The sequence below is a fragment of the Streptomyces sp. NPDC059564 genome (assembly GCF_042735575.1).
Lineage (GTDB): Bacteria > Actinomycetota > Actinomycetes > Streptomycetales > Streptomycetaceae > Streptomyces.
This window is the reverse complement of the sequence record NZ_JBHWBP010000056.1, coordinates 1-23,007: the sequence shown is the minus strand read 5'-3', so window position 1 is coordinate 23,007 and position 23,007 is coordinate 1. Positions and strand designations below refer to the sequence as shown.

General features: G+C 71.8%; 20 protein-coding genes, 3 tRNA genes and 1 pseudogene. 10 read left to right on the top strand and 14 right to left on the bottom strand.

Features of this window, described 5'->3' with window-relative positions; genetic code table 11:
• Window positions 1-518: 518 nt before the first annotated feature.
• Window positions 519-725 (bottom strand): developmental transcriptional regulator BldC, encoded by a 207-nt coding sequence (gene bldC / locus ACFV0Q_RS13250; protein WP_003949541.1) that lies wholly within the window; start codon window positions 723-725, stop codon window positions 519-521.
• A 579-nt stretch (window positions 726-1,304) separates the two neighbouring features.
• Window positions 1,305-2,180 (bottom strand): hypothetical protein, encoded by an 876-nt coding sequence (locus ACFV0Q_RS13245; RefSeq protein ID WP_385004590.1) that lies wholly within the window; start codon window positions 2,178-2,180, stop codon window positions 1,305-1,307.
• Between the two features lie 182 nt (window positions 2,181-2,362).
• Between ACFV0Q_RS13245 and ACFV0Q_RS13240 the strand changes: the two genes are divergently transcribed.
• Window positions 2,363-3,472, top strand: coding sequence for a Leu/Phe/Val dehydrogenase (locus ACFV0Q_RS13240; RefSeq protein WP_385004588.1), 1,110 nt, complete (start codon window positions 2,363-2,365; stop codon window positions 3,470-3,472).
• A gap of 276 nt (window positions 3,473-3,748) precedes the next feature.
• Window positions 3,749-4,012 (top strand): DUF3073 domain-containing protein, encoded by a 264-nt coding sequence (locus ACFV0Q_RS13235; RefSeq protein WP_266575285.1) that lies wholly within the window; start codon window positions 3,749-3,751, stop codon window positions 4,010-4,012.
• A 68-nt stretch (window positions 4,013-4,080) separates the two neighbouring features.
• On the opposite strand, the gene purM is transcribed toward ACFV0Q_RS13235, so the two are convergent.
• On the bottom strand, window positions 4,081-5,151 hold the full coding sequence (purM, locus tag ACFV0Q_RS13230; protein ID WP_385004585.1) for a phosphoribosylformylglycinamidine cyclo-ligase: 1,071 nt from the start codon (window positions 5,149-5,151) through the stop codon (window positions 4,081-4,083).
• Between the two features lie 91 nt (window positions 5,152-5,242).
• Window positions 5,243-6,760, bottom strand: a complete 1,518-nt coding sequence (purF, locus tag ACFV0Q_RS13225; protein ID WP_385004583.1) for an amidophosphoribosyltransferase — start codon at window positions 6,758-6,760, stop codon at window positions 5,243-5,245.
• A gap of 170 nt (window positions 6,761-6,930) precedes the next feature.
• On the opposite strand from purF, the gene ACFV0Q_RS13220 reads away from it, so the two are divergent.
• Together ACFV0Q_RS13220 and ACFV0Q_RS13215 are read left to right on the top strand one after the other, a co-directional pair.
• Window positions 6,931-7,026: a putative leader peptide gene (locus ACFV0Q_RS13220; RefSeq protein ID WP_323188240.1), complete on the top strand. Its 96-nt coding sequence runs from the start codon at window positions 6,931-6,933 to the stop codon at window positions 7,024-7,026.
• Window positions 7,027-7,211: 185 nt separating this feature from the next.
• Complete coding sequence (locus ACFV0Q_RS13215; protein WP_385004581.1) at window positions 7,212-8,648, top strand: sulfatase-like hydrolase/transferase; 1,437 nt, start codon at window positions 7,212-7,214, stop codon at window positions 8,646-8,648.
• A gap of 30 nt (window positions 8,649-8,678) precedes the next feature.
• On the opposite strand, the gene ACFV0Q_RS13210 is transcribed toward ACFV0Q_RS13215, so the two are convergent.
• From ACFV0Q_RS13210 to purS, 5 genes are all read right to left on the bottom strand, one after another.
• The gene (locus ACFV0Q_RS13210) at window positions 8,679-9,152 is read right to left on the bottom strand and encodes an META domain-containing protein (RefSeq protein WP_385004579.1); all 474 of its coding nucleotides are present in this window, start codon (window positions 9,150-9,152) and stop codon (window positions 8,679-8,681) included.
• Window positions 9,153-9,199: 47 nt separating this feature from the next.
• Window positions 9,200-9,994: a sterol carrier family protein gene (locus ACFV0Q_RS13205; protein WP_385004577.1), complete on the bottom strand. Its 795-nt coding sequence runs from the start codon at window positions 9,992-9,994 to the stop codon at window positions 9,200-9,202.
• Window positions 9,995-10,098: 104 nt separating this feature from the next.
• Window positions 10,099-12,348 (bottom strand): phosphoribosylformylglycinamidine synthase subunit PurL, encoded by a 2,250-nt coding sequence (purL, locus tag ACFV0Q_RS13200; protein WP_385004576.1) that lies wholly within the window; start codon window positions 12,346-12,348, stop codon window positions 10,099-10,101.
• Window positions 12,345-13,025: a phosphoribosylformylglycinamidine synthase subunit PurQ gene (purQ, locus tag ACFV0Q_RS13195; protein ID WP_385004574.1), complete on the bottom strand. Its 681-nt coding sequence runs from the start codon at window positions 13,023-13,025 to the stop codon at window positions 12,345-12,347. The genes purL and purQ overlap by 4 nt, the downstream gene beginning before the upstream one ends.
• Window positions 13,026-13,027: 2 nt before the next feature.
• On the bottom strand, window positions 13,028-13,273 hold the full coding sequence (gene purS, locus ACFV0Q_RS13190; RefSeq protein WP_042801325.1) for a phosphoribosylformylglycinamidine synthase subunit PurS: 246 nt from the start codon (window positions 13,271-13,273) through the stop codon (window positions 13,028-13,030).
• Window positions 13,274-13,602: 329 nt separating this feature from the next.
• Between purS and ACFV0Q_RS13185 the strand changes: the two genes are divergently transcribed.
• The 6 genes from ACFV0Q_RS13185 (at window position 13,603) to ACFV0Q_RS13160 (ending at window position 16,393) form a co-directional block, all read left to right on the top strand.
• Window positions 13,603-13,920 (top strand): Lsr2 family protein, encoded by a 318-nt coding sequence (locus ACFV0Q_RS13185; protein WP_385004571.1) that lies wholly within the window; start codon window positions 13,603-13,605, stop codon window positions 13,918-13,920.
• Between the two features lie 88 nt (window positions 13,921-14,008).
• Window positions 14,009-14,080, top strand: a tRNA-Gly gene (locus ACFV0Q_RS13180).
• A gap of 79 nt (window positions 14,081-14,159) precedes the next feature.
• Window positions 14,160-14,232, top strand: a tRNA-Gly gene (locus tag ACFV0Q_RS13175).
• Between the two features lie 214 nt (window positions 14,233-14,446).
• A complete protein-coding gene (locus tag ACFV0Q_RS13170; RefSeq protein ID WP_385004569.1) occupies window positions 14,447-15,688 on the top strand; it encodes a sensor histidine kinase in 1,242 nt (413 codons plus the stop codon).
• Window positions 15,685-16,296, top strand: coding sequence for a response regulator (locus tag ACFV0Q_RS13165; protein ID WP_385004567.1), 612 nt, complete (start codon window positions 15,685-15,687; stop codon window positions 16,294-16,296). The genes ACFV0Q_RS13170 and ACFV0Q_RS13165 overlap by 4 nt, the downstream gene beginning before the upstream one ends.
• Window positions 16,297-16,320: 24 nt before the next feature.
• Window positions 16,321-16,393, top strand: a tRNA-Gly gene (locus ACFV0Q_RS13160).
• Window positions 16,394-16,438: 45 nt separating this feature from the next.
• Here the strand turns inward: ACFV0Q_RS13160 and ACFV0Q_RS13155 are convergent.
• The 5 genes and pseudogenes from ACFV0Q_RS13155 to ACFV0Q_RS13135 all read right to left on the bottom strand — a co-directional run.
• A complete protein-coding gene (locus ACFV0Q_RS13155; protein WP_385004565.1) occupies window positions 16,439-17,341 on the bottom strand; it encodes a phosphoribosylaminoimidazolesuccinocarboxamide synthase in 903 nt (300 codons plus the stop codon).
• Between the two features lie 99 nt (window positions 17,342-17,440).
• A complete protein-coding gene (locus tag ACFV0Q_RS13150) occupies window positions 17,441-18,922 on the bottom strand; it encodes a N,N-dimethylformamidase beta subunit family domain-containing protein (RefSeq protein ID WP_385004563.1) in 1,482 nt (493 codons plus the stop codon).
• A 159-nt stretch (window positions 18,923-19,081) separates the two neighbouring features.
• Entirely contained in the window at window positions 19,082-20,749 is a 1,668-nt protein-coding gene (locus ACFV0Q_RS13145; RefSeq protein WP_385004561.1) for a hypothetical protein, read from the bottom strand.
• A gap of 298 nt (window positions 20,750-21,047) precedes the next feature.
• The gene (gene purD, locus ACFV0Q_RS13140) at window positions 21,048-22,301 is read right to left on the bottom strand and encodes a phosphoribosylamine--glycine ligase (protein ID WP_385004559.1); all 1,254 of its coding nucleotides are present in this window, start codon (window positions 22,299-22,301) and stop codon (window positions 21,048-21,050) included.
• A 60-nt stretch (window positions 22,302-22,361) separates the two neighbouring features.
• Window positions 22,362-23,007 (bottom strand): annotated as a pseudogene (locus tag ACFV0Q_RS13135) (DNA polymerase III subunit gamma and tau); the annotation flags it as partial.

Genomic DNA, 23,007 nt, shown 5'->3' with positions numbered 1-23,007 from the left:
AACCCCCGGGCGGCCCAGGAGGCCCTCCAGCGGCCGTTCGCACCCCTGGAGCGACTCGGGTCCACACTCAGCCCCGACGGGGCCTCCAGGGGCCTTCCAGCGGCCCCGGCCAGACTTGTCGCCCGGGAGGGAAAAATCCCCCGTCCGCGTGAGGCGCTCTGCACCGGAGATCCCCTTACGAGGTGCATTGCCGGATGTACAAGAGTTATCAGCTGTGACGGGAGTCACCACACGAGTTTTTGAGACCCGCACGTTTATCGGACTCCTACGCCCGGTCGATTTAATATGTGCAATGGCACCCACCCCCGCCGGCGCCCTCGGGCCCGCGGGAAAGCGCCCCCTCCAGGCATATGCCGGGCATAAAAAAAGATCGCGCTGGACCCGGCGGAGTCCAGCGCGATCGACGGTAGTGAGCCTGTTGGGGCAGGCCCCACCGCATGAAGCCTGTGGGTTTCATCGGATTGGGGGACCCGATACGTACCCGGTCAAAGCAGGTGAAGCAGGGGTGCTGCGGTACCTCAGGCCTCGCTGCGCTGCTGCGGAATTCCCGCGAGCAGTGCGCGAACCTCGGCCTCGCGGTAACGGCGGTGTCCACCCAGGGTGCGGATGGACGTGAGCTTGCCAGCCTTGGCCCAGCGGGTGACCGTCTTCGGGTCCACGCGGAACATCGTGGCAACCTCAGCCGGGGTCAGCAGCGGCTCGGCATCAGGGGTGCGAGCGGTCATGAGCGGCCTCCTCGGGAGAACCGAACCATCTCGGTTCTTTCCTCTAAATTCTGCACCTTGGCCCGCGTTGCCCGAAATGGACATACGCAGGCCGAGTCGGTTATAGGACGAACGGCTTGTCCTCGGCACTACAACTACACCATCCGTCCAGCCCCAAGGGCCAAACCGATGGAATTGCCCTCCGAGGTGTTCATCAGCGGCGGAAGCCGATGGACCGCCCCATAACGGACAGTCACCCCACTGTGACGATCAGTCACAGAGCGATCAGGAGTCGTCAGACCCCCCATAGAGTGCAATACCGAGCATTCCGCCCTTAGTTGGGCGGAAGGAACCCTCCCCGGACTCCTTGTCCTATTTTGGCACGAGGGTAGGGGAAGGGCGCAAGGGTGTAGATAGTGCGGTCCGTCACGCTTGGGCCAATGGCCCGTATCGGGACGTAGGTCCTGGAACTAAGACCCTAATGTGGTGATCAAGGCTCTGATCTGCGACTTGTACCCGATCGGCCGATGATTACCGATACGGGCGATACGCACGGGGCCCGAACGGGGGTGAGTCCACGGTCACACCATGCCTCATCCGTCAGTTCGCGAACAGTCTTTCCCTTACCGCCCTCCAGCGGATCGCCAGCTCCCCGTACACCTCCGAGGCCGCTTCGGGCTTCCCGTCCCGCAGCGCCGCGATCCCCGCCGCCAGGTCCCGGGCCGACCGGTCCCCCGCCAGGGAGTCGGCGGGCAGCGCGTGCAGCAGCCCGCCGTAGTCCAGTTCGACCATCGAGCGCGGGTGGAACTCCTCCAGCCAGCTGCCGACCTCCACCAGCCCGTCGGCCAGCGGCCCGTACCCCTCCGCCTCCCGCAGGATCCGCAGCCCCCGCGCGAGCCGGCGCCGGGCCTGCACCATCGGCGTGCGGTAGCGCAGCCGTTCGCCCGGCAGGTATTCCCGCTCCTCGTCCGCGACCAGCACGAACCAGCGCAGCGGCACCTGCCACACCCCCGTACGGATCCACGGGCGCGCGTCGGGGTTCCGCCCGCGCCACGCCTCGTACTCCTCGGCGGCCCGGCGGCGGGCCGCCGCCGGCAGGGCCGCGTCCAGCACCGGCGCCGGGAAGGACTCCACCAGCTCCCGCAGCGCCAGCCAGCCGCGCAGCCGGGTCCGCCAGGGGCACACCAGCAGCACCCCGTCCAGCTCCGCCGTGAAGGCGTCCGCGCTCTCGTGCGCCGGAACCCCGACCACCGGCACCCGGACCAAGTCGGAGAGGGACCGGCGCAGTTCGTCCTGGGCCGTCGGAGCCGTCCCGCGCCGGGCGTAGTCCGCCCAGTGCGTGCGCTCCGGCTCCGGGAAGGCCGCCAGGGGCTCGTAGACCCGCAGGTAGGAGGCGTACGGGACGACCGGCGAGGAGCGGGGGGAATCGTTCACGCTCTCGTATCTCCCCCCTTTTCGGGCTCGGTTCACCTCCATCGCGCCGGCATCCGGCCCGCCCGGCGCGAGCCGCGGGCGGCGGGGCGTCACACGGGAGTGTTCCGATCCCCGGACAGGGGCCGCCCGCGCGCGTCGCAGGTCTTACCCTGCTTCCAGTGCGCCCTCCCCCACCCGCAGGGCGGGCGTCTTTCCGCCGCATCTCTTCCATGGGAGTCACCACCGTGACCGAAATGACCGACGGCGTCCTGCACACCCTGTTCCGCAGCGAACAGGGCGGCCACGAGCAAGTCGTGCTGTGCCAGGACCGAGCGTCAGGCCTCAAGGCCGTCATCGCCATCCACTCCACCGCCCTGGGCCCCGCCCTCGGCGGCACGCGGTTCCACGCGTACGCCTCCGACGAGGAGGCCGTCCGGGACGCGCTGAACCTCTCGCGCGGCATGTCGTACAAGAACGCGCTCGCCGGTCTCGACCTCGGCGGCGGCAAGGCCGTGATCATCGGCGACCCGGCCACGATCAAGAGCGAGGAACTGCTGCTGGCCTACGGCCGGTTCGTGGAGTCCCTCGGCGGCCGCTACGTCACGGCCTGCGACGTCGGCACGTACGTCGCGGACATGGACGTCGTCGCCCGCGAGACCCGCTGGGCCACCGGCCGCTCCCCCGAGAACGGCGGCGCCGGCGACTCCTCGGTGCTCACCGCCTTCGGCGTCTTCCAGGGCATGCGCGCCAGCGCCCAGCACCTGTGGGGCGACCCGACCCTGCGCGGCCGCAAGGTCGGCGTGGCCGGTGTCGGCAAGGTCGGGCACCACCTCGTGGCGCACCTCCTGGAGGACGGCGCCGAGGTCGTGATCACGGACGTCCGCGCGGAGTCGGTCCAGGCGGTCCTCGACCGGCACCCCGGCGGGAAGGTCACCGCGGTCGCCGACACGGAGGCGCTGATCCGGACCCCCGGTCTGGACATCTACGCCCCCTGCGCCCTCGGCGGCGCGCTGAACGACAGCTCCGTCCCCGTCCTCACCGCCACCGTGGTGTGCGGCGCGGCGAACAACCAGCTCGCGCACCCGGGCGTCGAGAAGGACCTCGCGGACCGCGGGATCCTCTACGCCCCGGACTACGTGGTCAACGCGGGCGGTGTCATCCAGGTGGCCGACGAGCTGCACGGCTTCGACTTCGACCGCTGCAAGGCCAAGGCGACGAAGATCTTCGACACCACCCTGGCGATATTCGCACGTGCGAAGGCCGACGGGATCCCGCCGGCCGCCGCGGCCGACCGGATCGCCGAGCAGCGGATGGCCGACGCGCTCGCCGCGCGCGCCGCGGCCCGCAAGGCCTAGGCAACCGGGGGCCCGCCGGGGTGCGGCGAGACGGAACTCACTGCACTTCGGCGGGTCGTGGGCCAGGAAAGCGTTAAAATCACAGCTGACCAGCGAGTACGGGGTGTCCCGCTGGTTCTGCGCCGAGGCGTGTCATGCGGGCGGCGTACCGTATGGCCGCGGAAGCAGGTACCGTTAAACCCCTACGGACGGTCTCTCCACGGAGAGCCCGCTCCGAACCATGAACGCGTGTCAGACTCTGGGGCCGTCGAGCCCCGTCACCGAGGGGGTCGAGCCATGGGGCGCGGCCGGGCCAAGGCCAAGCAGACAAAGGTCGCCCGCCAGCTGAAGTACAACAGCGGCGGGACTGACCTCTCGCGTCTGGCCAATGAGCTGGGCGCATCGCCGACAGAGCCGCTGCCTATCAGCGCGCCGGTCGAAGTCGATGACGATCTGGACGACGACGACCCGTACGCCAAGTACGCGGATCTGTACAACAGCGATGACGACGAGGACGAGGACGAAGAGTCCGGTCCGTCGGCGCACCGTCGCGGGGCTTGACGCTCCAACACTCGTAAAACGCCGAAACCCGGTCCAGGGCATTGCCCCGGACCGGGTTTCAGTGCTGCTCAGAGCGCGTACGAGCCGGTGAGGGTCGCGCCCTCGGCGTGGTCGCCCCGGTCGAGGATCTCGCCGGCGACCCAGGCGTCGACGCCCCGGTCGGAGAGGGCGGTCAGGGCCACGTCGACCGATTCCTGCGGGACCACGGCCATCATGCCGACGCCCATGTTCAGGGTCTTCTCCAGCTCGAGCTGCTCGACCGAGCCGGCCTTGCCGACCAGGTCGAAGACGGCGCCCGGGGTCCAGGTCGAGCGGTCGACCGTGGCGTGCAGGTGGTCCGGGATGACCCGGGCCAGGTTCGCCGCGAGGCCGCCGCCCGTGATGTGCGAGTAGGCGTGGACCTCGGCCGTACGGGTGAGGGCCAGGCAGTCCAGCGAGTAGATCTTGGTCGGCTCCAGCAGTTCCTCGCCGAGGGTCCGGCCGAGCTCCTCGACGTGCTGGTCCAGGGACATCCCGGCCCGGTCGAAGAGGACGTGACGGACCAGCGAGTACCCGTTCGAGTGAAGGCCGGACGAAGCCATCGCGATGACGGCGTCACCCGTACGGATGCGATCCGCGCCGAGCAGCCGGTCGTACTCGACGACACCCGTGCCCGCGCCCGCCACGTCGAAGTCGTCCGGACCCAGCAGGCCCGGGTGTTCGGCGGTCTCGCCGCCGACCAGGGCGCAGCCGGCGAGGACGCAGCCCTCGGCGATGCCCTTCACGATGGCCGCGACACGCTCGGGATGCACCTTGCCGACGCAGATGTAGTCCGTCATGAAGAGGGGCTCGGCGCCGCAGACGACGATGTCGTCCATGACCATCGCGACCAGGTCGTGGCCGATCGTGTCGTACACGCCCATCTGACGGGCGATGTCGACCTTGGTGCCCACCCCGTCGGTGGCGGAGGCCAGCAGGGGGCGCTCGTAGCGCTTGAGGGCGGAGGCGTCGAAGAGGCCGGCGAAACCGCCGAGGCCGCCGAGGACCTCGGGGCGCTGCGTCTTCTTCACCCACTCCTTCATCAGCTCGACGGCGCGGTCGCCCGCTTCGATGTCCACGCCCGCGGCTGCGTAGCTGGCACCGGTGGTCTTCTCTGTCATGACAGGGAGAGCTTTCGTGTCGTTACTGCGGGTGATGCAGGGCCCTGGGAGAAGCTTGAAAGACAGGGCCCGGCGCAGGTGGGCCGAGGGCTCAGGGGCGGCGGAGCGCGTCGGCGGCGTCCGTGCCGCCCGCGAGCTCGGACTCCAGGAGCTGCTTGCCCAGGAGCTGCGGGTCGGGCAGCTCCATCGGGTACTCGCCGTCGAAGCAGGCACGGCAGAGGTTCGGCTTCTGGATGGTGGTCGCCTCGACCATCGCGTCGAGCGAGATGTACGAGAGCGAGTCCGCGCCCAGCGACGTGGCGATCTCGTCGACCGTCATGCCGTTGGCGATGAGCTCGGCCCGGGTGGCGAAGTCGATGCCGAAGAAGCACGGCCACTTCACCGGCGGGGAGGAGATCCGGATGTGGACCTCGGCCGCACCGGCCTCGCGGAGCATCTTCACGAGGGCGCGCTGGGTGTTGCCGCGGACGATCGAGTCGTCGACGACCACCAGGCGCTTGCCCCGGATGACTTCCTTGAGGGGGTTGAGCTTGAGGCGGATGCCGAGCTGGCGGATCGTCTGCGAGGGCTGGATGAAGGTCCGGCCGACGTAGGCGTTCTTGACCAGGCCGGATCCGTACGGGATCCCGCTGGCTTCGGCGTATCCGACGGCGGCGGGCGTGCCGGATTCCGGGGTCGGTATCACCAGGTCGGCCTCGACCGGGGCTTCCTTGGCGAGGCGCCGGCCCATCTCGACACGCGACAGGTAGACGTTGCGGCCGGCGATGTCGGTGTCCGGGCGCGCCAGGTAGACGTACTCGAAGACACAGCCCTTGGGCTTCGCTTCCGCGAAGCGCGAGGTGCGCAGGCCGTTCTCGTCGATCGCGATGAGCTCGCCCGGTTCGACCTCGCGGACGAAGCTGGCGCCGCAGATGTCGAGGGCGGCGGTCTCACTCGCGACCACCCAGCCGCGCTCCAGGCGGCCGAGGACCAGCGGGCGGATGCCCTGCGGGTCACGGGCGGTGTAGAGGGTTCCCTCGTCCATGAAGACGAGGGAGAAGGCGCCCTTGACCTTCGGGAGGACCTTGGTGGCCGACTCCTCGATCGTCAGGGGCTTGCCGTCGTCGTCGGTCTGGCCCGCCAGGAGGGCGGTGACCAGGTCCGTGTCGTTGGTGGCCGCCACCTGGGTGGCGCGGCCGTCCTGACGGGGGAGGTCGGCGACCATTTCGGCGAGCTCGGCGGTGTTCACCAAGTTGCCGTTGTGACCCAGGGCGATGGAGCCGTGGGCGGTCGCGCGGAAGGTCGGCTGGGCGTTCTCCCAGACGGAGGCTCCGGTGGTCGAGTAGCGGGCGTGACCGACCGCGATATGACCCTGGAGCGAGCCGAGAGAGGTTTCGTCGAAGACCTGGGAAACGAGGCCCATGTCCTTGAAGACGAGGATCTGGGAACCGTTGCTCACAGCGATGCCCGCGGACTCTTGTCCGCGGTGCTGCAGTGCATACAGTCCGAAGTAGGTGAGCTTGGCGACCTCTTCACCCGGAGCCCAGACACCGAAGACGCCGCAAGCGTCCTGGGGGCCCTTCTCGCCGGGGAGCAGGTCGTGGTTGAGTCGTCCATCACCACGAGGCACGCCACCGAGTGTAGGCGAGATCGACCACTGGTCCGAATTGGGGACCCCCGGGAAAAGTCACAGTGCGGACAGTCTGGTTACCCGTGCGGAGGGTGACCGGCCGGGGCCCGTCTCGGCATCCGGAATGCCCTGGTTGACAGGGGCTGTGCGTTCGTACAGGCTTCCGGCTCATGCAGCCCCTCGGTGACCGAGCCGTCACCCTCGTCGAGCGCCGGCACGTGGACCTGGTCCGTGTCGCGAGCGCCATCTGTCGTCGCTGCGCGTAGTCCCGCCGCGCGCTGACGCGCGTCCCGCGTTTCCTTTCGGCGTTTCCCGTCGCCGCGCCTCCTGTTGCGCCGTTCCGCGCTGATCTTCCGGTCTTCCTTCCCGTCCCGTCCGGGCCCGCTCCGCCGTGCCGTGCGCCGTACCGCGCCGCCTTGGCCGGGCCGACGGGCCATGCCCTGGAGTACTCGTGTCTTCGTACGAATCGAACCTGTCCCGACGTGCCTTCGGCGGTGCCGTCGGGGTGAGCGCGGCGGCCGCCGCGGTGGGGCTCGGCGCGGGCCCGGCCGGCGCTTCCGAAGCCCCTTCGGCGGGCCCGTCCGCGGGGCCCGCGGAGCGGGAGTTCCGGGCCGCTCGGGGGCGTCGTTCCCGGCGGCCGAACATCCTGTTCATCCTGGGCGACGACCTGGGCTGGGCCGACCTGTCCTCGTACGGGTCCCCGCACATCGAGACCCCGAACCTGGACCGGCTGGCCCGCCAGGGGGTGCGGTTCACCGACGCCTACTCGGGCTCCGCGACCTGCTCGCCGACCCGGTTCAGCCTGTACACCGGGCGCTACCCGGCCCGCACGAAGGGCGGGCTGGCCGAACCGATCGCCGACAAGTCGGCGGGGCTGGAGCCGGGGCACCCGACGCTGGCCTCGCTGCTGAAGGAGGCCGGGTACTCCACCGCCCTCATCGGCAAGTGGCACGCGGGCTACCTGCCCGACTACAGCCCGGTCAAGTCGGGCTGGGAGGAGTTCTTCGGGAACTTCGGCGGGGCGCTGGAGTACTACTCCAAGCTCGGTCTGGGCGGCGAGTACGACCTGTTCGAGGGCGACGCCGAGTACAAGGACCTGCGCTACTACACGAGGATCATCACGGAACGGGCGAGCGAGTACGTCTCCCGCGACCACCACGGCAAGCCGTGGCTGCTCAACCTCAACTTCACCACCCCGCACTGGCCGTGGATCGCCGACGGGGACACGGAGCAGAGCGCCGAGATCGTCCGGCGGATCAAGGCGGGCGACGGGCGCGCCCTGTGGCACCAGGACGGCGGCTCGGTCGAGAAGTACAAGCAGATGGTGGAGGACCTGGACCGGTCGGTCGGCGAGGTGCTGAAGGCGCTGAAGCGCTCCGGGCAGGAGGACGACACGGTGGTCGTGTTCTCCAGCGACAACGGCGGCGAGCGCTTCTCGTACAACTGGCCGCTGTCGGGCAACAAGGCCTCCCTCCAGGAGGGCGGGATCCGGGTGCCGAACATCGTGCGCTGGCCGGCGCGGCTGGACGGCGGCCAGGTCAGCCACGTGCCGGTGTTCAGCCCGGACTGGACGGCCACGCTGCTGGAGCTGGCCGGGACCCGGCCGCACCGCGCGTACCCGCTGGACGGGGTGAGCCTGGCCGGGTACCTGCTGCGGGGCGAGGCGCTCGCGGAGCGGGACCTGTTCTGGCGGGTGCGCGGGGAGCGGGCGCTGCGCCGGGGCGACTGGAAGTACTACCGGGGCAAGTCGGGCCGGGACCAGCTGTTCGACCTGGCCGGGGACGTCCGCGAGCAGGCCGACAAGGCGGCCGCGGAGCCGGAGCGGCTGGCGCGGCTGCGGGCGGCCTGGGAGAAGACGGACGCGGGTCTGCTGCCGTACCCGGCGTGAGCCGACGGGTCCGGGGCCCGGGCCCCGGGCTCACTCCGCGGCGGAGCCCGCCTCGGCGGTGAGCGTCTTGCCGTCGGGGGCGGTCAGGGTGAGGGTGTGGGCCCGGACCTGCCAGGTGAGCGGGCCGCTGCCGAACAGGCTGGTCAGGGCCCGCTCCACGGCCCCGGCCGGGCCCTCGCAGGCCATCCGGGTGCTGGTCACCGGGCCGAGGGTGACGGTGGTGCCGTCGATGGTGACCGGGGCGCTGAAGCGGTTGCAGCCGAGGTTCCCGGAGGCCCGGCCGTCGGGGGTCAGGGTGAAGCGGGTGCGGCCGTCGGGGGCGGTGACCCCGGCGACGGACCCGACCAGCCAGGTGGTCGCGGTGAGGGGGGCGTCCGCGGCGGGCTGCTGCGAGGCGGGGCCGTCCGGGGTGAGGGCGGCGTCCGGGGAGCCGCCGCCGCATCCGGTGAGGGCGAGCGCGGCGAGCAGGGCCAGGCCGGGGGCGAGGTTCCTGAGGGTACGCATGCTCCTGGGACGGGGCGCCGGCCCGGGCGGTTCCCCCGCTCGCCCGTTCAGCTCATCAGGGGCAGCAGCGCGGCCAGGTCGGCGCGCTCGCCGCTGGCGCTGACCCGGGCCGCGTCGAGCTCCTCGGCCCAGCCGGTACGGCCGGTCGCGAGCCGGAGCCAGGTCAGCGGATCGGTCTCCACCACGTTGGGCGGAGTACCGCGGGTGTGGCGGGGTCCCTCGACGCACTGGACGACGGCGAAGGGCGGGATCCGCACCTCCACGGAGCCGCCGGGCGCCTTCACCGCGAGGGCGTCGGCGAGCAGCCGGGTGCAGGCGGCCAGGGCCTGCCGCTCGACGGGGACGTCCAGGCCGGGCAGGGCCCGGTTGAGGTCGTCGGTGTGCACGACCAGTTCGACGGTACGGGTGACCAGGAAGTCGGCGAGGGTCATGTCGCCGATCCACAGGTCCAGTACGCGGCTGCCCGGGCTGCGTTCCAGCGCATCGGCCAGCGCGGTGGCCGCCCGCTCGTACAGCTCGGGGAGCGGGGCGCCGGTGAGGGTCTCCCGGGCGGCCTCGGTGATCTTCCCGGCGAGGGAGGCGGTGGCGGAGGGCCACTCGACGGGGCTCAGTTCGGGGACGGCGGCGGGCGGCCGGGCGAGGCCGGCGACCAGCGAGTCGGCGATCCAGACGACGTGCGCGGCGAGTTCGGCGACGCTCCAGTCCCCGAGCCCGCTGGGCCGGGCGAGCTGCTCGGGGGTCAGTCCCCGTACGGCTTCGGCGATATGCCCGAACTGCGCGGTGACGGCGGCGCGGATCTTCGCCGGGTCGTAGGTGCGCGGCTTCTTCTTGGCGGGCGGCATGCGCCGACCCTACCGGTGCCCCGGCGGCGCCGGTCCGGCCAGACGCGCGAGCCCCCGGCCGGAGGGATCCGGGCCGGGGGCTCGTACGTCTGCGGAGGGGGTGATCAGGCGAGCAGCGCCGGGATCGTCGCCTCGTGGGCCTCGCGGAGCTCGGCCAGCGGGAGGGTGAACTCGCCCTGGACCTCGATCTCCTCGCCGTCCACCACGCCGATGCGGGTCGCGGGCAGACCGCGCGCGCCGCACATGTCGGTGAAGCGGAGCTCCTCGCTGCGCGGGACGGCCACGATGGCCCGGCCCGCGGACTCGGAGAAGAGGAAGGTGAAGGCGTCCAGGCCCTCGGGCACCACGACGCGGGCGCCGTTGCCGCCGCGCAGGCAGGACTCGGTGAGCGCCTGGATGACGCCGCCGTCCGACAGGTCGTGCGCGGCGTCGATCATGCCGTCGCGCGAAGCGGAGATCAGGATCTCGCCGAGCAGCTTCTCGCGGCCCAGGTCCACCTTGGGCGGCATGCCGCCGAGGTGGTCGTGGACGACCTGGGACCAGGCCGAACCGCCGAACTCCTCGGCCGTGTCGCCGAGCAGGTAGAGCAGCTGGCCGGCCTCCGCGAACGCCATCGGCGTACGGCGGTTGACGTCGTCGATCACGCCGAGGACCGCCACGACCGGGGTCGGGTGGATCGCGGTCTCGCCCGTCTGGTTGTAGAGGGAGACGTTGCCGCCGGTCACCGGGGTGCCCAGCTCCAGGCAGCCGTCCGCGAGGCCGCGGGTGGCCTCGGCGAACTGCCACATGACGTCCGGGTCCTCGGGGGAACCGAAGTTCAGGCAGTCGGAGATCGCGAGGGGCTTCGCGCCGGTCGCGGCGACGTTGCGGTACGCCTCGGCCAGCGCCAGCTGCGCGCCCGTGTACGGGTCGAGCTTGGCGAAGCGGCCGTTGCCGTCGGTGGCCATGGCCACGCCGAGGTTGGACTCCTCGTCGATGCGGACCATGCCCGCGTCCTCGGGCTGCGAGAGCACGGTGTTGCCCTGCACGAAGCGGTCGTACTGGTCGGTGACCCAGGACTTCGACGCCTGGTTCGGCGACGAGACCAGCGCCAGGACCTGCGCGCGCAGCTCCTCGGAGGTCTGCGGGCGGGGCAGCTTGCCCGCGTCGTCCGCCTGGAGCGCGTCCTGCCAGGTGGGGCGCGCGTACGGGCGGTGGTAGACGGGGCCCTCGTGGGCGACGGTGCCCGGGGGCACGTCCACGATCTGCTCGCCGTGCCAGAAGATCTCCAGGCGCTCGCCGTCGGTCACCTCACCGATGACGGTGGCGATGACGTCCCACTTCTCGCAGATCTCCATGAAGCGGTCCACGTACTGCGGCTCGACGATCGCGCACATGCGCTCCTGCGACTCGCTCATGAGGATTTCCTCGGGCGAGAGCGTCGCGTCGCGCAGCGGGACGGTGTCCAGCTCGACCCGCATGCCGCCGGAACCGGCGGAGGCCAGCTCGGACGTGGCGCAGGAGAGCCCGGCGCCGCCGAGGTCCTGGATGCCCGCGACCAGCTTCTCCTTGAAGATCTCCAGGGTGCACTCGATGAGGAGCTTCTCCTGGAAGGGGTCGCCGACCTGGACGGCGGGGCGCTTGGTCGGCTTGGTGTCGTCGAAGGTCTCGGACGCGAGGACCGAGACGCCGCCGATGCCGTCGCCGCCGGTGCGGGCGCCGTAGAGGATGACCTTGTTGCCGGGGCCGGAGGCCTTGGCGAGGTGGATGTCCTCGTGCTTCATCACGCCGATGCAGCCGGCGTTGACGAGCGGGTTGCCCTGGTAGCAGGCGTCGAAGACGACCTCGCCGCCGATGTTGGGCAGGCCCAGGCAGTTGCCGTAGCCGCCGATGCCGGCGACGACGCCCGGCAGGACGCGCTTGGTGTCGGGGTGGTCGGCCGCGCCGAAGCGCAGCGGGTCCACGACCGCGACCGGGCGGGCGCCCATCGCGAGGATGTCGCGGACGATGCCGCCGATGCCCGTGGCCGCGCCCTGGTAGGGCTCGATGTACGAGGGGTGGTTGTGCGACTCGACCTTGAAGGTGACCGCGTAGCCCTGGCCGACGTCGACGACGCCGGCGTTCTCGCCGATGCCGACGAGCATGGCGTCGTTGTCGGGGACCTTCTCGCCGAACTGCTTCAGGTGGACCTTGCTGCTCTTGTACGAGCAGTGCTCGGACCACATGACCGAGTACATGGCGAGCTCGGCACCGGTCGGGCGGCGGCCGAGGATCTCGCGGATCCGGGCGTACTCGTCCTCCTTGAGGCCGAGTTCCTTCCAGGGCTGGGAGGCGTCCGGGGTTTCGGTGGCGTTCTTGACGGTGTCGAGGCTCATGCGCTGACCAGCTTCTTCAGGACCGAGGTGAAGAACGGGAGGCCGTCGGTGCGGCCCGTCCCGATCAGCGGCTCGACCGCGTGCTCGGGGTGCGGCATGAGGCCGACGACGTTGCCCGCGGCGTTGGTGATGCCGGCGATGTCGCGCAGCGAACCGTTCGGGTTCACGTCGACGTACCGGAAGGCCACGCGGCCTTCGGCCTCCAGTTCGTCGAGCGTGCGCTCGTCGGCGGTGTAGCGGCCGTCCATGTTCTTGAGCGGAACGGAGATCTCCTGGCCGGCGGTGTAGTCGCCGGTCCACGCGGTCTCCGTGTTCTCCACCCGCAGCTTCTGGTCGCGGCAGATGAAGTGGAGGTGGTTGTTGCGGAGCATCGCTCCCGGCAGCAGGTGGGCCTCGGTGAGGACCTGGAAGCCGTTGCAGATGCCGAGGACGGGCATGCCCGCCTTGGCCTGCTCGATGATGGTGTCCATCACCGGCGAGAACCGGGAGATGGCTCCGGCGCGCAGGTAGTCCCCGTAGGAGAAGCCGCCCGCGAGGACGACCGCGTCGACCTGGTGCAGGTCCTTGTCGCGGTGCCAGAGCGAGACCGGCTCGGCACCCGCGAGGCGGATGGCGCGCAGCGAGTCACGGTCGTCGAGCGTTCCGGGGAACGTGACGACTCCGATGCGAGTGGTCACCGTCAGGCCTCGACCTTCACGGTGAAGTCTTCGATGACGGTGTTGGCGAGGAACGTTTCGGCCATCTTGTGGATGCGGTCGAGGGCGGCCTGGTCGACCGGTCCCTCCACCTCCAGTTCGAAGCGCTTCCCCTGGCGGACGTCGGCGATCCCATCGAAGCCCAGACGCGGCAGTGCACGCTGCACCGCCTGGCCCTGGGGGTCGAGGATCTCCGGCTTGAGCATGACGTCGACTACGACGCGTGCCACTGGCACTCCCGTGTGGTGGTTGGTGCGAAGGCGGTTCCCTCAGCGTACCCGTCCGAAATTTCTACGCGGGTAGATATCCGGCGGGCGCGACCGGCTCGCGGTTTCGGCTTCACCAACGCTTCGCAAAATCCACCGGAAAACCACGCGCCCGGCATTGCGGTGGGACACGCGGGGAGAATTAACTGGGCTTCGCAATTCAATGAGAATCGCGGTACAAAGGAATCAGCCGGGATTCCGCCGGTTTGATGCATTCCACCGAAACATCCACACAGGCGACATCACCGCACGTCAGCGAGGAGCGGTGAGGGCGCGCGAAGGGACCGATATCCGTGGCGCAGCGCGTAGTAGTCACGATCTCCGACGACATCAGCGGCGGGGAAGCGGCGGAAACGGTCGTGTTCGCCCTGGACGGTAAGTCGTACGAGATCGACCTCAATGTGGCCAACGCAAAGAAACTGCGGAAGAGCCTGGCCCCCTTCGTCGCCGCCGGCCGCCGCCAGTCCCGTTCCGGGAAGGCCTTCAAGCACACGTCGATCGCCCCCGACCCGGCGGTCGTCCGGGCCTGGGCCCGGTCCAACGGGCACGACGTGCCGCCGCGCGGGCGCATCCCGAAGCGGGTCTACGCGGCCTACAACGAAGCCCACTGACCCCGGATTTGCCATCCACCCCCTCCGATCGGCTAGTGTGTGGATCACGCCGAGGGGCGAGGCCGAAAAGCCGAAGCCCCGAAGTCGTGCGGGTGTAGTTCAGTAGCAGAACACCCCCCTTCCAGGGGGGAGGCGCAGTGTGCAATCCCTGTCACCCGCTCTGCACGCTTTACCGACCACGGTTGTGGATCAGGTAGAGTGATGCTCGCAGCGCACGGCACTTGTGTCGTGGGAAGCTTGCGGACGTAGCTCAGTTGGTAGAGCACCACCTTGCCAAGGTGGATGTCGCGCGTTCGAGTCGCGTCGTCCGCTCAGAGTACAAAGGCCCCGATCTTCGATCGGGGCCTTTGTCGTTGTCCGGAAGTGCCGATGCCCCGAAGTCCCGAAGTCGTCCCTTTTGTGGTGCGCGTCACTTTCCGGTGACAAATGTCATCGCGGGCCGTGACGACGCGCACTGCCGGCCCCGCCGTGGAGATCCGTACCGTTGGCCGTGCACGCCAGTACGAGGGATCCGGGGGAAGAGGCCGTGTCGAAGCTGACGGGGTGGTGGAAGCACCGCACCAGTGCGGGGAAGGTCGAGCTCTACACGCGCTGGTCCTTCCACTCCTTCGTGCTCATCGAGATCCTCGCGTTCGGGCTGTCGGGGGTGGCCTCCCCGGACAACCACGCCCCCGCGGCGGTCTCGGGCGGGGTGCTCCTGATGGTGAGCGCGCACTCCGTCCTGGTCGGATGCCTGACCTCCAGGTCCCTGGACTGGATCGTGGGCAGCCGGGAACGTCCCGCGGGTCTCTCGGCGACGGTGATGGTCGTGACGGCCTTCGCCTGCCTGTTCCTCCTCGCCCTGCGCAGGACGGGACGGCTCGACGACTCGGTGGCCGCCGTGCTGGTCTCCGGGCTGGCCTGCTTCGGCGCCGGGTCGGTGGTGCTGTCCCTGAAGAAGGTCCGGCACATGCGGTACGTCCCGCTGATCACGTCGGTGGGCCTGGGTGCGGCGGTGTCCGCCCTCGGGATGCCGACGGGCGAGGCCGTCGGGTACGGGGTCGGGGTGCTGTTGACCAGTTCGTTCCTGGCCGTCGCCTACGGGTTCTCCGGCTGGCTGCTGACCACCGTCCACGAGCTGGACCGGGCCCGCGAGCTGCAGGCGCAGCTGGCGGTGGCCGAGGAGCGGCTGCGGTTCGGGCGGGACCTGCACGACGTGATGGGCCGCAACCTGGCGGTGATCGCGCTCAAGAGCGAGCTGGCCGTGCAGCTGGCGCGGCGCGAACGGCCCGAGGCGGTGGACCAGATGATCGAGGTGCAGCGGATCGCGCGCGAGTCGCAGCGGGAGGTGCGCGACGTGGTGCGGGGCTACCGGGAGGCGGACCTCGCGGTGGAGCTGGAGGGGGCGCGCGGGGTGCTGAGCGCCGCCGGGATGGACTGCCGGGTCGAGGTCGAGACCGCCGGGCGGACGCTGCCGGCCGAGGTGCAGTCGGCGCTCGGCTGGGTGGTCCGGGAGGCGACCACGAACGTCCTGCGGCACGGGGACGCGCGCAGCTGCCTGATCCGGCTGACGGCGCGGGAGGCCTGCGGCGCCGTGACCCTGCTGGTGGAGAACGACGGGGCTCCCGAGGCCCCGGCCGGACCGCCCGGATCCGGGCTCGCGGGCCTGCGGGAGCGGCTCGCGGCGGTGGACGGGACCTTGGTGGCGGGACCGGCCGGAGGCGGCCGGTTCCGGCTGCGGGCCGAGGTCCCGGGAAGCGGAACGCGACGAGTGGAGGTGCGGGCGTGACTCCCGTACGGGTACTGCTGGCGGACGACGAGCACCTGATCCGGGGCGCGCTGGCCGCGCTGCTGGGCCTGGAGGACGACCTGGTGGTCGTCGCCGAGGCGGCCTCGGGGCCGGAGGCCCTCGCGATGGCGCGGGCCCACCGGCCCGACGTGGCGGTGCTGGACCTCCAGATGCCGGGGGCCGACGGTGTGAGCGTGGCCACAGCGCTGCGGGCCGAACTCCCCGGCTGCAGGACCATGATCGTGACCAGCCACGGCCGTCCCGGGCACCTGAAGCGGGCCCTCGCGGCGGGCGTACGGGCCTTCGCGCCGAAGACGGTGTCGGCGGAGCGGCTGGCCGAGCTGATCCGGACCGTGCACGCCGGAGGGCGTTACGTGGACCCGGAGTTGGCGGCCGACGCGATCAGCGCGGGGGACTCGCCCCTGACCGCCCGGGAGGCGGAGGTGCTGGAACTCGCGGCGGACGGGGCGCCGATCGCGGAGATCGCGGAGCGGGCCTCGCTGTCGCAGGGGACGGTACGGAACTACCTGTCCTCGGCGGCGACGAAGCTGGGCGCCGAGAACCGTCACACGGCGGTGCGTCTCGCACGCGAGCGAGGTTGGGTATAGTTGTCCTCGCGCCAAGGCGCACAGGCGGACATAGCTCAGTTGGTAGAGCACCACCTTGCCAAGGTGGATGTCGCGCGTTCGAGTCGCGTTGTCCGCTCAGAAGACGAAGGCCCCGATCACCGATCGGGGCCTTCGTCGTTCCTCAGGTCCAGCTCTGGCCGGTGAGCCGCTCGTACGCCTCGACGTACTTGGCGCGGGTCTGCTCGACGACCTCCTGCGGGAGGGCGGGCGGCGGCAGTTCGCCCTTGGAGTCCCAGCCGGAGGCCGGGGAGGCCAGCCAGTCGCGGACGTACTGCTTGTCGAAGGAGGGCTGCGTCCGGCCCGGCTCCCACTGGTCGGCGGGCCAGAAGCGGGACGAGTCCGGGGTGAGGACCTCGTCGGCGGCGATCAGGGTGCCGTCCTTGTCGAAGCCGAACTCGAACTTGGTGTCCGCGAGGATGATCCCGCGCTCGCGGGCGATGTCGCGGGCGCGGCCGTAGACGGCGAGGGTGGTCTGGCGCAGCAGCGCCGCCGTCTCGGCTCCGGCGGTGCGCGCGACCTCCTCGTAGGAGACGTTCTCGTCGTGGTCGCCGACCTCGGCCTTGGCGGCCGGGGTGAAGATCGGGGCGGGCAGCTCGGAGCCGTCGACCAGGCCCTCGGGGAGGGCGAGTCCGCAGACCGTACGGGTCTTGCGGTACTCGGCGAGGCCGGAGCCGGTGAGGTAGCCGCGGGCCACGCACTCGACGGGGACCATGTCGAGGCTCTGGCAGACCAGGGCGCGGCCGGCCCAGTCGGCGGGGGCGCCGGCGGGCAGCTCGGTGCTGATGACGTGGTTCGGGACGAGGTCCGCGAGCTGGTCGAACCACCAGAGGGAGAGCTGCGTCAGGACGCGGCCCTTGTCCGGGATCTCGGTGGGCAGCACCCAGTCGGCGGCGGAGATGCGGTCACTGGCGACCATGACCAGCCGGCCGTCCTCGTCGCGGTAGAGGTCGCGGACCTTGCCGGTGTGGAGGTGGACGAGGCCGGGCACCTGCACCGGCTCGGGCTTTTCGACGAATCCGGGCACGGAGTCTCCCTGTGGTTCTGTACGAGCGCAGGGCCATTCTCCCGCACGGGGTTCCGTGCGCGGGGCAGGGGGTGCGCCGGACGGGTGCCGGGGGGCGGGTCAGTCGCGCTTGCAGATGCGGTCGAGGAGGTTGGCCGTGGCCCGCTGGACGCGTTCGTCGACGTGTCCGGGGCGGTCGAGCGCCGGGGACCAGGCGAAGGTGCCGGACGCGAAGACGAGGGCGCCGCTGGGCGCGCGGTAGAGGGAGGTCTCCTGGTGGCGCTTGGCGCCCTCGCTGTCGCGGTACGGGGAGTGCGCGAGCAGGATCCGGTCCCGGTGCTCGGGGAGCTGGGTGCGCGGGAAGTACCGGTCGGCCTCGCCCGCGACCAGGCCGTCGAGCTCGTCGTTCTCGGCCGCGCCCGTGGACTCCCAGAGCCAGTGCGTGGCGTTGCGCACGACCAGGGGCGCGGGCTCGGGGACCCGCCCGGCGTACTGGATGCCGAGGAGCTGCTGTTCGGGGCGGTCGACCTCGCGCCACAGGCTGGAGCGGCCGGGGCCGCGGCGTTTTCGGCAGGTGAGGAGGCGGTCCTCGACCCCGGAGGGGGAGGGGGCCAGTTCGACCTGCCAGTACATGGTGTTGGCGGAGAGGAAGACCAGGGAGGTGCCGTGGTCCCGTGCGCGTTCGACGGTGCGGCGCATGGGGGCCGACCAGTACTCGTCGTGGCCGGGGAAGACGAGGCCGCGGTAGCGGGTGGGGTCGACGCGGCCGGCGTGCAGGTCGCGGGTGTCGGCGTAGGCGAGGTCGTAGCCGTAGCGCTCGGCCCAGCGGATGAAGTCGTAGGCGTGGCCGACGTGCAGGGGCAGGCCGGCGCCCGCGTAGGGGCGGTCGAAGGAGACCGTGGTGGCGGCGTCGCGCTCCCCGAGGAGGCGGCCGTCCTCGTCCCAGGCGTGGTAGAGGCTGGCGCCGGTGTGGCCGTCCTCCGGGTAGAGGTTGTAGGCCTGCCAGGTGATGTCGGGGAGCAGCAGGAGGAGGTCGGCGGGGTGGTCGTCGCGGACCGTGAAGGGGATGTGGGAGCGGTAGCCGTCGGCGGTGGTGAGGACGGCGACGTACGCGCCGACGGTCCAGTACGAGGGGACCTGGAGCCGCCAGGACAGCCACCAGTGGTGGCAGGAGACGGTGCGGTCGGCGGTGAGCGGGGGCGGCTGGACGATCCCCGACAGCCGGGGGCTGGTGGTGATCTTGGCGGCGCCGTCGCCCGCGTAGTGGCCGATCCGGTAGACGTCGACCGAGAACTGCTGGGGCGGGTCGACGGTGATGTGGAAGTCGATGGCCTCGCCGGGGGCGACGGGGCCGGTGGAGGCGAAGCCCTTGATCTGGCGGTGGACGTCGTCGGCGGTGAGCGGGCCGCCGCCGCTGCTGCGGGCGCGGGGGAGCTGACCGGGGGTGAGGGACGGGTCCACGTACCAGGGGACGACCTGGCCGGTGTCGTCGAAGTACAGCTCGCTGCCGCGGAACCAGGGCAGGGGGCCCTGGCCGAAGGGGTCGTTGACCGCGTGCGCGAGCGCACCTGACTCCCAACGCCGGATCTGGTCCGCACCCATACCGCTCCCCTCCCTCGCTCCCCCGAACGTGTTGTGCGTCGTGTCGGTGCGGCGGGTTTCGGACACTCCCGCCGCGACCGGTCCCAGCACATCACATAACGCACGCACTCCGTCACCGTTCGTCGCTAATTGACGTGACCGGAACGCAGGCCGCCGCTTTCAGACGAGGCGGACGGGCTTCTCGGGGCGTACGCCGACCTCCGCGAGCCAGTCCCGCAGGGGCTCCGGGTCCCCGTCCTCGACGAGGGAGAGCACCCGGGGGGCGAGGTCGGAACGGCGCTCGCCGCCGACGAGGAGGACGGGGCCGTCGAGCCAGTCCAGGCCCGGGCCGGCGCCGGCCGAGTCCACGGCCGCGCAGCAGACCAGGGCGGTGACGTGGTCGGCCAGCAGGTCGCGGCCGCTGCGCGGGGGCTGGAGGGGGAACAGCGGGAGCGTGTCCGCGCCCCGGGGCCTGCCGGAGCCCGCGCGGGAGTCCGCGGCGTGCTCCTCGCGGGCCAGGTCCCCGCTGAGCCGCCCGGCGAGGGCCTCTCCGGCGGAGCCGTCCCCGGCGGGGTCGGTGAGGTACCCGAGGACGCGCTCCAGCGTCGGCCCGCCGAAGCCGTCCCCGGCGGGGGGCAACGGGGGCGGCTGCAGGCCCGTCGGGACGGAGAGGGCGTCCAGCGCGGCGTGGAGGCGGGCCGCCTCCGTACGCCACTTGCGGTCCACGACCTCCTCCGGGTACGCCGCCCAGTCCACCGGGGACCAGTCCGGCCCGGCCTCGGCCGGACCGCCGTGGAACAGCCGGGCGGCCAGCAGCGAGGCCGCCTCGTCGATCGCTCCGGGCTGCTCCAGCAGGTCGCAGGCGGGGCGCTCGCCCAGGCGGGAGGTGAACTCCTCGGCGAGCCGGTCCCGGCGGGACAGCTCGGTCAGGGCGGAGACCACCCCGGCGTCGAGGTGCGCGGGCCAGCGGCCCATCCGCCAGGCGGGGAGCGCGACCCGGGTCAGCAGCCGGTCCCAGCCCGCGTAGGCGAGGCCGACCTGTTCCTGGGCGACGATGCGCAGCCCGTAGTCCACGCCCTGGGCGCGGTCGGAGGCGGCCGCGGCCACCCCGCGCTCCATCTCGGCGGCGTCCGTCTGGCAGAGCCTCAGCAGCAGCCGGGCGGGGTGGGCGATCCAGCCCAGGCCGGGCCGGCTCCCGACGTCCACCGCGGCGTCGAGGCCGCGTACGAAGCCGCGCGCGTCGGCTATGTCCGGGTGCGCGGAAGGGCCCGTACCGGCGACGACGGGAGCGAGCACGGCCCGTAGCTCCGCGACGCGCATCCACCACAGGAACGGCGAGCCGATCACCAGCACGGGGGCCGCGCCGGGCTCGGACTCGGGACCGGCAGGTCCGGCTATGCCGCCGGATGTCCGCGCGGCGCCCCGGCGGTGGGCCGCATGCGTGCGGTCCTCCAGCCAGCTGTCGCAGTCGGGGGTGAGGGCTATCGCGGAGGGCGCGGGCACGTCCATCCGGTCGGCGAGGTCGCGCACCAGCCGGTAGAGATCGGGCGCGGCGGCCTCGGGCAGCGGGACGGTCGGTGTCACGGCGGGGCTCGCCCGCAGGACGACGGCGCCGAAGATCCCGCCCACGAGCAGGACCAGCACGGCCGCCGCGCACACGGCCAGGGTCACCGCCGGCCAGGGATCCCCGGCCAGCCGGCCCGTCATCCGGGCGGCCACGAGCACCACCGCGGCGGCGGCGGGCAGCAGCACGGCGGCCAGCGCCCTGCTGCGGACCCGCAGCACGGCGAGGGCCCGTGAACGCGCGGACGGCGCGCCCACTTCTGCGATCGAACCGGTTCCGGACACGGCCGGACCTCACCCCCTCTGCCCTGCGGCGGCTTTGCTCACTCCCCCACTGTGACACCCGCCCCTGACATCGCAATGCCGGTGGGCCATGTGCCGGAATGCTTCCGCCGCACCCTAGTTGGGGCGGGCGCGGACGTCAGGCGGACCGGGTGACGATCACCCGATGGAATGGCTTTGGGTAAAGCTGGGTGCGTTCGAACGCGGCCGGATGCAGTCGCACGCGGGCGTACGCGGACATGCGCGCGGGCCCGGCGCGCATCTCCCGCGCACCGGGCCCGCCTCGCCACGACCCTGCCGGTCAGCGGCCTTCGGCCGCCTTGGCCGCGATGTCCGTACGGTGCTGCGAACCGTCGAGCCTGATCCGCGCGACCGCCTTATACGCCTTGTCCCGGGCCTGTGCCAGGTCGGAACCGGTCGCCGTCACCGACAGCACCCGGCCGCCCGCGCTGACGACCGCGTCGCCCTCGCGGCGGGTCCCGGCGTGGAGCACGTAGGCGTCGGGCGCGTCGTGCGCGGCCACCTCGGCGAGGCCCTCGATCGGGTCCCCGGTGCGGGGCGTCTCGGGGTAGTTGTGGGAGGCGATGACGACCGTGACGGCCGCGTCGTCGCGCCAGCTGAGCGGCGGCTCGGTGTCCAGGGTGCCGCGGGCGGCGTTCAGCAGGACGCTCGCGAGCGGGGTGCGCAGCCGGGCGAGGACCACCTGGGTCTCGGGGTCGCCGAAGCGGGCGTTGAACTCGATGACCCGGGTGCCGCGGGAGGTGATCGCGAGACCGGCGTAGAGCAGGCCGGAGAAGGGCGTGCCGCGGCGGCGGAGCTCGTCGACGGTCGGCTGGAGGACCAGCTCCATGACCTCGTCGACCAGCTTCGGGTCGGCCCAGGGCAGCGGGGAGTACGCGCCCATGCCGCCGGTGTTGGGGCCCTCGTCCCCGTCCAGTGCGCGCTTGAAGTCCTGCGCGGGCTGGAGCGGGAGGACGGTGACGCCGTCGGTGATGGCGAAGAGGGAGACCTCGGGACCGTCGAGGTACTCCTCGATGACGACCCGGTCGCAGGCCAGCGCGTGGGCGCGGGCGGCCGCCCGGTCCGCGGTGACCACGACGCCCTTGCCCGCGGCGAGGCCGTCGTCCTTGACCACGTAGGGGGCGCCGAAGGCGTCGAGGGCCTCGTCGACCTCCTCGGGGGTGGTGCAGACGTAGCTGCGCGCCGTCGGGACGCCGGCCGCGGCCATCACGTCCTTGGCGAAGGCCTTGGAGCCTTCCAGCTGCGCCGCTTCGGCGGAGGGGCCGAAGACGGGGATGCCGGCCGCGCGGACGGCGTCGCCGACCCCGGCGACCAGGGGTGCCTCCGGGCCGACGACGACCAGGTCGGCGCGCAGCTCGGTGGCGAGCGCCGCGACCGCGGCGCCGTCGAGGGCGTCGACCGGGCGCAGCTCCGCCACCTCGGCGATGCCGGCGTTGCCGGGGGCGCAGTACAGCGCGGAGACGTCGGGGTCGAGGGACAGAGAGCGGCACAGGGCGTGTTCGCGGGCGCCGCCGCCGATGACGAGGACCTTCACGCCGCCCAGGGTAGCCCGGACGGCGTGGCGCGTTTCGTGCGGCCACCCAACCACGGGCCGCTACTCGTTCGTGTATTCCTCCACAACGGTGGCTCCGAGCTCGCGCACGATGAGGTCGTGTCCGGTCAGGGCGCTCTCGACGAGGTCCGGATCGTCCGCCTCCGGTACGTCGTCCTCGGGGGCGACCGGCGGGGGTGCCTGGTGTGCGGGCGGCTGCTGGGCGGAGGCCGACTGCTGGGGCGGCTGGTACTGCTGCTGCGGGGCGGGCTGCTGCTGCTGGTGTGGCGGCTGCTGGGCCTGCTGCTGCGCCGGGGACTGCGGGCTGTAGGCGGGCGCGGAGGGGTTCCCGTACGAGGACGGCTGGACCGGGGCCGGGCCCGCGCCGCCGCCTCCGACCACGGCGTCGATCTTCCAGTTGACCTGGAACTGCTCGGCCAGCACCGCCTTGAGGACGTCCTCGCTGCCGCTGCTCGCGAAGTTGTCGCGGGCTCCGGGGTTGGGGAAGCCGAGCTGGAGGGTGGTGCCGTCGAAGCCGGTGACCTGGGCGTTCTGGCTGAGCAGGATCCAGGTGAAGCGGCGGCGGTTCTTGACGGCCTCCAGGATGCCGGGCCACATCGCCTGGACCTGTCCGGCCCCGGCGGCCATGCCCGGGGAGGGCGCGGCGGCGGGGGTGGCGGCGGCCGGCTGCGCGGGGGCCGGGGCGGGG

Excerpts from the sequence above, each read along its gene's own strand:
- ACFV0Q_RS13205 (WP_385004577.1), bottom strand. The coding sequence starts at position 9,994 with ATGCCGCCCGCCAAGAAGAAGCCGCGCACCTACGACCCGGCGAAGATC.
- ACFV0Q_RS13235 (WP_266575285.1), top strand. The coding sequence starts at position 3,749 with ATGGGGCGCGGCCGGGCCAAGGCCAAGCAGACAAAGGTCGCCCGCCAG.
- purL (WP_385004576.1), bottom strand. The coding sequence starts at position 12,348 with ATGAGCCTCGACACCGTCAAGAACGCCACCGAAACCCCGGACGCCTCC.
- ACFV0Q_RS13220 (WP_323188240.1), top strand. The coding sequence starts at position 6,931 with ATGCAGCCCCTCGGTGACCGAGCCGTCACCCTCGTCGAGCGCCGGCAC.
- ACFV0Q_RS13245 (WP_385004590.1), bottom strand. The coding sequence starts at position 2,180 with ATGGAGGTGAACCGAGCCCGAAAAGGGGGGAGATACGAGAGCGTGAAC.
- bldC (WP_003949541.1), bottom strand. The coding sequence starts at position 725 with ATGACCGCTCGCACCCCTGATGCCGAGCCGCTGCTGACCCCGGCTGAG.
- purM (WP_385004585.1), bottom strand. The coding sequence starts at position 5,151 with ATGACAGAGAAGACCACCGGTGCCAGCTACGCAGCCGCGGGCGTGGAC.
- ACFV0Q_RS13150 (WP_385004563.1), bottom strand. The coding sequence starts at position 18,922 with ATGGGTGCGGACCAGATCCGGCGTTGGGAGTCAGGTGCGCTCGCGCAC.
- ACFV0Q_RS13210 (WP_385004579.1), bottom strand. The coding sequence starts at position 9,152 with ATGCGTACCCTCAGGAACCTCGCCCCCGGCCTGGCCCTGCTCGCCGCG.